At 75.2% G+C, this 8,936-nt stretch carries 7 protein-coding genes; 3 read left to right on the forward strand and 4 right to left on the reverse strand.

The annotated features are described in order from the left end of the window. On the reverse strand, nt 1–209 hold a 209-nt coding region (locus tag K6U79_09685; GenBank protein MCL6522621.1), incomplete at its 3' end, for a 2-oxoacid:ferredoxin oxidoreductase subunit beta. After that, complete coding sequence (locus tag K6U79_09690; protein ID MCL6522622.1) at nt 209–2,026, reverse strand: 2-oxoacid:acceptor oxidoreductase subunit alpha; 1,818 nt, start codon at nt 2,024–2,026, stop codon at nt 209–211. The genes K6U79_09685 and K6U79_09690, both read right to left, overlap by 1 nt. Before the next feature lie 151 nt (nt 2,027–2,177). Between K6U79_09690 and K6U79_09695 the strand changes: the two genes are divergently transcribed. Further along, nucleotides 2,178–3,125, forward strand: coding sequence for a LysR family transcriptional regulator (locus tag K6U79_09695; protein MCL6522623.1), 948 nt, complete (start codon nt 2,178–2,180; stop codon nt 3,123–3,125). Nucleotides 3,126–3,165: 40 nt separating this feature from the next. After that, nucleotides 3,166–6,525 (forward strand): maltose alpha-D-glucosyltransferase, encoded by a 3,360-nt coding sequence (gene treS, locus K6U79_09700; protein ID MCL6522624.1) that lies wholly within the window; start codon nt 3,166–3,168, stop codon nt 6,523–6,525. Here the strand turns inward: treS and K6U79_09705 are convergent. Beyond that, the gene (locus K6U79_09705; GenBank protein MCL6522625.1) at nt 6,522–7,511 is read right to left on the reverse strand and encodes a zinc-dependent alcohol dehydrogenase family protein; all 990 of its coding nucleotides are present in this window, start codon (nt 7,509–7,511) and stop codon (nt 6,522–6,524) included. The two genes, treS and K6U79_09705, sit on opposite strands and share 4 nt — an antisense overlap. Before the next feature lie 49 nt (nt 7,512–7,560). Beyond that, nucleotides 7,561–8,271: a hypothetical protein gene (locus K6U79_09710; protein ID MCL6522626.1), complete on the reverse strand. Its 711-nt coding sequence runs from the start codon at nt 8,269–8,271 to the stop codon at nt 7,561–7,563. A 181-nt stretch (nt 8,272–8,452) separates the two neighbouring features. Between K6U79_09710 and K6U79_09715 the strand changes: the two genes are divergently transcribed. Then, on the forward strand, nt 8,453–8,936 hold a 484-nt coding region (locus K6U79_09715; GenBank protein MCL6522627.1), incomplete at its 3' end, for a helix-turn-helix domain-containing protein.

Consider the following 8,936-nt stretch of genomic DNA (forward strand, 5'->3'; position numbering starts at 1 on the left):
GTGCGGCCGTGCGTCACGTGCAGGTTGTACGAGTTGACGTAGTTGCCGATCTTGCCCGAGCAGCCGATGCCGGCCACCAGCGCCACCTTCTCGGGCTCGAGGTCGAGGTCGGCCAGCGCCTTCTGCAGCGCCGAGAGGACGCCGAAGTCGCCGCAGCCCGGGCACCACCAGGCCTTCTCGTCGGTCTTGAAGGCTTCCAGCGTGGCCATCAGCGCACCGCCTCCCCCGCCGGGGCCAGCTCTTCGCCGGCCCTCAGCCAGGCCTCCGGGTCGCCTCGCAGCCCCAGCCGCTCGGCCACGGGGCGGGCGATCTCCTCCGGCACGAAGGGCCGCCCGTCGGCCTTGTGCACCTCTTCCACCACCACGCCCGCCGGGATGGCGTCGTTCGCCTCCAGGAGGAAGCGGAGCTCCCCTGTGGCGTTCTGCTCGACGACGAAGGCGAAGGGCACGCCCTCCAGCCGGCCGCGCAGCTCGGCCGCGGGGAAGGGGCTGAGACGCCGCACGTGCAGGTGTCCCACGCGCGCCCCGTGCGCCCCAAGCGCCTCCAGCGCCTCGTCGATGACGCCGCGCGTGTAGCCCAGCCCGATCACCACCGCGTCCGGCCGCTCCGGGCCCTCGTAGGTGAAGGCCGGGAAGTCGACGGACTCCAGCTTCTTCCAGCGCTTCTCCATCATGCGCACGCGGTTCCCGGGCTCCTCGCTCACGTGGCCGAAGACGTTGTGCTCCGAGCCGGTGGCCAGGAACTGGCCGTTGGGCTGGCCGGGCAGGCTCCGCGGGGAGACGCCGCTGGGCGTGAAGGCGTAGCGCTGGAAGGCCTTCTCGCCGGCGCGGCGCAGCTCCTCGGTCTCCACCACGGCGCCCCGGTCGATGCGCACCTGCTCCAGCGGCAGCTCCTCGGCCGTGTAGAGGAACTCGCCGAGGGCGAGGTCCGAGGCGATGATCACCGGGCACTGGAAGCGCTCCGCCAGGTTGAAGGCCTCGGCGCCGTCCAGGAAGCACTCCTCCACCGAGGAGGGGACGATGACGATGCGCGGCCCTTCGCCGTGCCCGCCGTGGACCAGCGCCAGGAGGTCGGACTGCTCCACTTTGGTCGGCTCGCCGGTGGAGGGGCCCGCCCGCTGCACGTCCACGATGACCGAGGGCGTCTCGGTCATGCTCAGGAGGCCGATGCCCTCCTGCATCAGCGAGATGCCGGGCCCGGAGGTGGCCGTCAGCGCGCGCGCGCCCGCGTAGCCGGCGCCGGCCACTACGTGGACGGCGGCCAGCTCGTCCTCCATCTGCAGGACGGCGCCGCCGAACTTGGGCAGGATGGAGGCCAGCGTCTCCATGATGCTGGTCGCGGGCGTGATGGGATAGCCGGCCATGATGCGGCAGCCCGCCGCCGCCGCGCCCAGGGCCAGCGCCTGGTTGCCGGTGAGCGTCAGCTTGGGGCGGCCGTCGGGCGCCGGCAGGCGGAAGGGATCGCCCGGCAGGTGCTCGCGGGCGAAGGCGTACCCCCGCTCCAGCGCCTGGATGTTGGCGGCCACCACCGCCTCGCCTTTGGCGCCCCAGCGCCGCCGGACGAACTCGTGGAAGGGGTCGAGTCCCAGCCCCAGCAGGTAGGCGCTGGCTCCCAGCGCCACCATGTTGCGCATGAGCGCCCCGCCCGCCTGCTTGGCGATCTCGCTCAGGGGGATGACGACCAGGCGGACGCCGGCCGGCGCCTCCTCCGGCAGCCGCGGCCCGAAGGCCTCGTCGGCCAGGAGCACGCCGCCGGGCAGCAGCTCCCCGATGTTCTTGTCGATGGTCTCCTGGGTGAGCGCGACCAGGACGTGGGTATCCGAGCTGGCCCCGTTCACCGGGCGGTCCGAGACGCGGATCTTGAAGTGGGTGTGGCCCCCCTTGATGCGCGAGGAGAACCACTTGTACCCGTAGACCCAGTAGCCCGCCCGCGCGAGGACCGTGGCCAGGATCGTACCCGTCGAATCGATCCCTTCGCCCTGGTCCCCGCCGATCTTCCACGCGAAGACGCGTGGTGATGCGGCCATTGTCCACTCACCTCTCGGATGGAATGGAACATCCTTCACCTGCAAGGATAGGCCGCCATCCGTTAGAATCCCAATGATTCCTTTGCAAAGGTCCCATGCGCCGGGCGCATATCCGCGGCGCCGCGGGCGGACCATCCAGCTGCGGGGAGCGATGGCGCTGCTGCTCCAGCATCTCCTCACCTTCCGCCAGGTGGTCGAGCGCGGCTCGTTCACGGCCGCGGCCGAGGCGCTGCACGTCACCCAGTCCACCGTCACGCGGCAGGTGGCCGCGCTCGAGCGCGACTTCGGCGCCGTCCTCCTGGAGCGCCACGGGGCGCACCCGCGCCTCACCGAGGCGGGCCAGCTGGTCTACGAATGCGCGCTGCGCGTGGCGGAGAACCTGGAGGAATGCCGCCAGCGCGTCCGCGACCTGGAGACGCCCGGCCACGGCCAGGTGGCCGTGGGCTGCGTGGAGACGCTGGTGCCGACGACGCTGGCCGAGCTGCTGCAGACTTTCACCGGCCGCTACCCCGACGTCCGCGTCCAGGTGCTGATCGCCGCCATCCAGGAGACGGTCAACCGCCTGCTCAACCGCGAGATCGACGTGGCGCTCCTGACCACACCCGTCAACGACCCGCGCATCGAAAGCCACCCGCTCTTCGAGGACCCCATCCTCTTCGTCGCCCACCCGCGCCTGGCGCGCCAGCTGCCTGAGCGGCTGGAGGTGGCCGACCTGCCGCGCCTGCCGCTCATCACCCACAAGGCGGGCTCGCGCTTCCGGGCGCTGGTGGACAGCGCCATGGAGTCGGTGGGCATCCTGCCCCGCGTGGTGATGGAGTTCGACAGTCACGAGGCGGTCCGCGTCATGGCCGAGCTGGGCCTGGGCGTGGGGCTGCTGCCGGCCAGCACGGTGGAGGACGCCGTGGCTGCGGGCCGGCTGCTCCGCCTCCGGGTGGAGGGCTTCCCGGAGCTGCGGCGCACCACCACCATCGCGCTCCTCCGCCACCGCCACCGTTCGGCCGCGCTGCGCGCCTTCGTGGAGACGGTGCTGCAACGCTACCGCGGGGAGGCCGGCGGGAACCGGCCGGAGCGCGACCTCCCGCCCGGGGGAGCCTCCTGAGGGTGACGCGGCCGCGCTACACTTCAGGTCCGGTGGGGTGGTGACGGCGGGCAGCACGCGCAGGCTGCAGGCGGCGGACGACCCGGAGTGGTACCGGGAGGCCGTCCTCTACGAGCTGGACGTCCGCTCCTTCTACGACGCCGACGGCGACGGCGTGGGCGACTTCCGGGGGCTGGTGGAGAAGCTGGACTACCTGCAGGAGCTGGGCGTCACCGCCGTCTGGCTCCTCCCCTTCTATCCCTCGCCCTGGAAGGACGGAGGCTACGACGTGGCCGACTACACGGCCGTCGACCCCCGCCTGGGGACGCTCCGCGACTTCGAGCGCTTCTGCCGGGCGGCGCACCGGCGGGGCATCCGCGTCATCGCCGACCTGGTGCTCAACCACACCTCCGACCAGCATCCCTGGTTCCAGCGCGCGCGGCGCGCGGCCCCCTCCAGCCCCGAGCGCGCCTTCTACGTCTGGAGCGAGAGCCCGGACCGGTACCGGGAAGCACGGGTCATCTTCCAGGACTTCGAGCCCTCCAACTGGACCTGGGACCCGGTGGCGCGCGCCTACTACTGGCACCGCTTCTACTCCCACCAGCCGGACCTCAACTACGACAACCCGCGCGTGCAGAAGGCGATGCTGGAGGTGGTGGACTTCTGGCTGGAGCGCGGCGTCGACGGCTTCCGCCTGGACGCCGTCCCCTACCTCTTCGAGCGCGAGGGGACCAGCTGCGAGAACCTGCCCGAGACCCACGAATGGCTCCGCCGGCTGCGCCGCCACCTGGACGAGCGGGCGCCGGGGCGGATCCTGCTGGCGGAGGCCAACCTCTGGCCGGAGGAGGCGGCGGCCTACTTCGGGCAGGGCGACGAGTGCCACATGGCCTTCCACTTCCCCCTGATGCCGCGGCTTTTCATGGCGCTGCGCATGGAGGACCGGACGCCGGTGGTGGACGTGCTGAGGCGCACGCCGCCGCTGCCCGAGGGGGCGCAATGGGCGCTCTTTCTGCGCAACCACGACGAGCTGACGCTGGAGACGGTGACCGAGGAGGAGCGCGAGTACATGGTGCGCGCCTACGCCCAGGAAGACCGGGCGCGCGTCAACCTGGGCATCCGGCGGCGCCTGGCGCCCTTGCTGGGCAACAGCCGGCGGCGCATCGAGCTGATGTACGGCCTCCTCCTCTCGCTGCCGGGGACGCCGGTGCTCTACTACGGCGACGAGATCGGCATGGGCGACAACGTCTACCTGGGCGACCGGAACGGCGTCCGCACGCCCATGCAGTGGAGCGCCGACCGGAACGCCGGCTTCTCCCGCGCCAACCCGCAGAGCCTCCTCTTGCCGGTGATCACCGATCCCGAGTACCACTACGAGGCGGTCAACGTGGAGGCGCAGCGGCGCAACCCGCACTCGCTCTTGATGTGGGTGCGGCGGCTGCTGGCGCTCCGCGCGCGCGCCCGCGCCTTCGGCCGCGGCGGGCTCGAGCTGGTGCCGGCCGCCAACCGGCGGGTACTGGCCTTCGTCCGCCGCCTGGGCGAGGAGGCGGTCCTGGTGGTGGCCAACCTCTCGCGCTTCGCCCAGCACGTGGAGCTGGACCTCTCCGCCTACCGCGGGCGCGTGCCGGTGGAGCTCTTCGGGCGGACGCCCTTCCCCCGCCTGGAGGCCGGCCCCTACCCGCTGACGGTGGGCCCGCACGAGTTCTACTGGTTCGCCCTGGAGCGCGACCCGGCGGTGGTGACGCTGCTGGGCGAACGCCCGGGCGGGCGCGAGGAGCGGCCGCTCCTCCAGGTGGAGAGCCCGGCCGAGCTCTTCCAGGGCCGGGCGGCGGAGCAGCTGGAGCTGGCGCTGGTCGACTGGCTGGCCGCGCGGCCCTGGTTCCCCCAGGACGGCGGGGCATCCCTCCCCGCCGCGGCCGCCCCCCCGGGGCCGGACCGCGCCCGCCTGCGGGCGGTGACGCTGGAGGAAGCGGTCCCGCTGGGCGAGGAGGAGCCGCCCGCCTGGCTCCTGCTGGTGCGCGCCCACTTCCTGGAGGGCGAGCCCGATCTGCTGGCCGTCCCCCTGGCGCTGGTGGAGGCGGGCGCGGAGGGGGCGGGCGAGCCGCTCGCCCGCGTCCTCCCCCGCCCGGCCGGCGGGCGGCCCGGCGCCGGTCCGCAGCCGTCGCTGCTGGTGGACGCCCTGGAGTTGCCCGCCTTCCGCCGCCGTCTCGTCCGGCTCCTCCGCCAGCGGCGGCGCTTCGCCGGGGCGCGGGGCGTCGTGGCCCTGCACCCCGCCCCGCTCCTTCGCCGCGAGGCGGCGCCGGGCCTGGAGCCCTCCACGCTGGAGGCAGGCGACGGTGCCAGCCTGGTCGCCTACGACCGGCGTCTCTTTCTCAAGTTCCTGCGGCGCCTGGAGGCGGGCCCCCATCCCGCCCTGGAGCTGGCCCGCTGGCTGACCGGCCAGCGCTACCGCCATATCCGGCCGCTGGCCGGGAGCATCGAGTACCGCCCGGCGCGGGGCGAGCCGGTGGCGCTGGCCATCCTGGAGGGCTTCGTCCCCTACGAGGGCGACGCCTGGAGCCTGGCCCGCGACTCGCTGGCGGTCTGGCTGAACGGGAGCGGTCCGGCGGCCTCCGCCGCCCTGGAGGCCTGGCTCCCCCTGGCGCGGCGTCTGGGGCGCGCCACCGCCGAGCTTCACCGCGCCCTGGCGGGGGGGCGTCGCGGCGTGCGCGGGCCGGCGGAGGCGGAGGGGCTGGAGGCGGGCTTCCGGCCCGAGCCCTTCACCCCCTTCGCCCAGCGGGCGCTCTACGAATCGCTGCGCGGGCTCCTGGCCGAGGTCTTCGGCCTTCTGCGCGCCCGCCTGGACGAGCTGGAGGGGGGTCGGCAGGAGCAGGCGCGCCGCCTCATCGCCGCCGAGGCGGATCTCCTCCACCGCCTCCGCCCGCTGCTGGAGGAGCGGCTGACCGTGCAGCGCATCCGCTGCCACGGCGACCTGCACCTGGGCCAGTTCCTGCTGGGGGCGGCCGAGGACGACTACACCATCCTCAACGTGGAGGGCAACCCCGCCCGCTCGCTGCGCGAGCGGCGTCTCAAGCAGCCGGCGCTCGGCGACGTGGCCTCCATGCTCCGCTCCTTCCACTTCGCCAGCCGCGTGGCGCTGGCCGGGCACGAGGAAGCGGGCGCGCGCGCCGGCGCCTGGTACCGGGCCACCGCCCGCGCCTACCTGCGCGCCTACCTGCGCGGGGCGCGCGGCGCCGCCTGGCTGCCCGCCCGGCGCGGCGAGCTGCGCGTGCTCCTGGAGGTCTTCCTGCTGGAACGGGCGCTGGCCGAACTGCGCCACGGCCTGGCGCGGGGCGGCGACCGCCTGGCCGCCGCCCTGGACGGGCTGGAGGCGCTCCTCGGCCGGCCGGTCCGGCGGCCCGAGGCCGCCCGGGCGGACGCCTAGACCACCAGGACCGCCCCGCCCTCCACCGCGCTCCGCCGGACCGCCTCCAGCGCCTCGGGCGCCCGTTCCAGCGGGTAGGGGCGAGCGCGCACCTCCAGGCGGGCCGCGCCCGCGATGGCCAGGAAGCGCCGCCCGTCCTCCCGGGTCAGGTTGGCCACGCTCTTCAGGCTCCGCTCGTGGTAGAGGAGCCCGTAGGACATCTCGGGCAGTCGGTCCATGTGGACCGCGTTGATGGCCAGCGTGCCGCCCCGACGGAGGCTGGCCAGGGCGAGGGGCAGCAGATCGCCGGCCGGGGCGAAGGTGATGGCGCCGTCCAGCGGATGCGGCGGCTCCTCGCCGGCCGCCCCCGCCCAGCGGGCGCCCAGCTCCAGCGCCAGGCGCCGGTGCGCCTCGCTGCGACTGAAGACGTAGACCTCCATGCCCAGGCGGCGCGCCACCTGGAGCGTCAGGTGCGCCGAGGCGCCGAAGCCGTAGAGGCCGAGGCGGCCCCCCGGCTCCACCCCGGAGAGGCGGAGCGAGCGGTAGCCGATCAGACCGGCGCAGAGGAGCGGCGCCGCCTCCACGTCGTCGTAGATCTCCGGCAGCGGCAGCACCGCCTCGGCCGGCGCCACCGTCCACTCCGCGTAGCCGCCGTCCACGTCCAGGCCGGTGAAGCGGGGCGACTCGCAGAGGTTCTCCTGGCCGCGGCGGCAGTAGTCGCAGCGGCCGCAGGCCGACCAGAGCCAGGGCAGGCCGACCCGCATGCCGGGGTGGAGCCCCTCCACCCCCTCGCCCACCTCGTCGATGCGGCCCACCACCTGGTGGCCGGGGACGACCGGGCGGGGCGGCGGAAGCTCGCCGTCCAGCTCGTGCAGGTCCGTTCGGCAGACGCCGCAGGCGGAGACGCGAAGGCGCACCTCCCCCGGGCCGGCGTGCGGTTCGGGCAGCTCCTCCCGGAAGCGCAGCGCAACCCCGCCCCCGGAGGGCTCCAGCAGCCAGCCGCGCATCCTCCTCCCCCCTCCTTGGAGGATAGCGCGGTGCGGCGGGCGGCGGCGCTCAGCGGGGAGCGGCCGGCGGAAGGGCGGCGGCCGCCTGGACCAGCACCTTCAGCCACGGGGCCAGCGGCGCCGCCTCGGGCCGCGCCAGCATCCAGGCCACCTGCCCGGCCAGGGCGGGGTCGCGGCCGGCCTGGCGCGCCACCGCCGCCAGGATCGCCGGCCAGCCCTCCTGCTTCGCGGCGCAGGCGAGGGCCTGCCGCGCCCAGGCGGCGTCGGGCCTGGGTTCCTGCCGGCGAAGCGCGGCCAGCGCCCCCTCCAGCGCCCGGCGGACGGCGGGAGCGCGCAGCGCGGCGGCCACGGCGGGGCGGAAGAGGGGTGTCCGCGCCAGGGTGGCGAAGGTGTCTGCCGCCCGGCGCGGGTCGCCCGCCGTCGTCCCCAGCCAGCCGGCCAAGGGCGGCGGCAGCTGCGAAGCGTCGGGGCCGGCCCCCGCCGGTCCGCCCGTCGCGGCCTCGCAGGCGGCGCGGGGGGTGCGCACCGCCGCGGGGCGGGCCGTGACCGGACGCGCCCGGCTTTCGGCCGCCGCCTCCTCCCTCGGCCGGGCGGCCGGCGACCCGGCCGGCTCCTTCACCGCGCCGGGCGCCAGGGCGACCGCCGCGCGCGAGGCTCCGCTCCCCTCCTGGTGCACGGCCGCCAGGCCGGCGCCCAGCAGGAGCCCCGCCGCCAGGGCCGCGGCGAAGGCGGCCTTCCATCTTTTGTCCCGGCTGCTCATCGATGGGAGTCTGGCCTGGAGGGCCGGCGCCTATCCGCGTCCGCTCCGCCCCGCCCTCCGTCCGCAGGTATTCGCGACATTTTGTCCAATATTTGCGACAGCGCGACGGCGATCCCGGCCGGAGGTGGGGCCCGTGGGGCGGGAAAGGGAGGTACTCCGCAACCGGCTGCGCCAGAGGAGGATGGCCGCCGGCCTCAGCCAGCAGGAGCTGGCCAGGCGGGCGGGGCTGAGCCGCCAGACGGTGAGCGGCATCGAGGCCGGCCGCTACGCGCCGGGCGTGGCGGCGGCGCTGCGCCTGGCGCGGGCGCTGGACTGCCGGGTGGAGGAGCTCTTCAGCGTGGAGGAGAGGGCGGAGCCGGTGGAGGCCGAGATGGCCGGCGGGCGTCCCGGCCAGCGGGTGGCGCTGGCGCGCCTGGGAGGCCGCTGGGTGGCCCGCGGCCTGGAAGGCCTGGGCGACCGCCGCTGGCCTTCCGTCGCCGCGCACGGCGTGGTGGAGCGGGGGTCGCCGGGGGCGGTGCGCGTGCGCAGGCTCGCCGGGGGCGAGGCGCTCTTCCTGGCGGGCTGCGACCCCGCCCTGGGACTCCTGGCCTCCCACCTGACGCGGCGGGCGCGCGGCCCGGAGGCGCTCTGGTGGGAGACGGGCAACGCGGCGGCGCTGGAGGAGC

This window comes from Bacillota bacterium, from assembly GCA_023511835.1.
In the GTDB taxonomy this organism is placed as follows: domain Bacteria; phylum Bacillota; class Sulfobacillia; order JAIMAT01; family JAIMAT01; genus JAIMAT01.

Bases quoted from the DNA above. Each gene is read 5' to 3' on its own strand.
- K6U79_09690 (MCL6522622.1), bottom strand. From the start codon at position 2,026: ATGGCCGCATCACCACGCGTCTTCGCGTGGAAGATCGGCGGGGACCAG.
- K6U79_09695 (MCL6522623.1), top strand. From the start codon at position 2,178: ATGGCGCTGCTGCTCCAGCATCTCCTCACCTTCCGCCAGGTGGTCGAG.
- K6U79_09705 (MCL6522625.1), bottom strand. From the start codon at position 7,511: ATGCGCGGCTGGCTGCTGGAGCCCTCCGGGGGCGGGGTTGCGCTGCGC.
- K6U79_09710 (MCL6522626.1), bottom strand. From the start codon at position 8,271: ATGAGCAGCCGGGACAAAAGATGGAAGGCCGCCTTCGCCGCGGCCCTG.